We start from the raw sequence: 402 nt of genomic DNA, 5'->3' as shown, positions 1-402 counted from the left end.
CATCCGTAGCTCAGCTGGATAGAGTACTCGGCTACGAACCGAGCGGTCGGAGGTTCGAATCCTCCCGGATGCACCATATTCTCCGAGATAATAGCCACGCTGTTGTTTCAAGGTCTGCGGGTTAATCGCAAGCACCAGGGAGGATAACGTTGCTTTAGCAACGGCCCGAAGGGCGAGGCGCAGCCGAGTAATCCTCCCGGATGCACCATTTACTGTTTCTAAAAGCATTTCCCGATGCATCCGTAGCTCAGCTGGATAGAGTACTCGGCTACGAACCGAGCGGTCGGAGGTTCGAATCCTCCCGGATGCACCGAAAAGCGAAGCGGCACTGCTCTTTAACAATTTATCAGACAATCTGTGTGGGCACTCAAAGTGACATGGATTCTTAACGTCCTCGGACGA

1 tRNA gene is annotated in these 402 nt (G+C 53.2%); it reads left to right on the top strand.

The annotated features are described in order from the left end of the window. Positions 1-236: 236 nt before the first annotated feature. Positions 237-310 (top strand) — tRNA-Arg (locus GXP72_RS17395). Positions 311-402 lie beyond the last annotated feature (92 nt).

The organism is Enterobacter sp. SES19, from assembly GCF_011765665.1.
Taxonomy (GTDB): domain Bacteria; phylum Pseudomonadota; class Gammaproteobacteria; order Enterobacterales; family Enterobacteriaceae; genus Enterobacter; species Enterobacter pseudoroggenkampii.
Note: the sequence above shows the minus strand (reverse complement) of the source record. Positions and strands in the feature narration are given on the sequence as shown.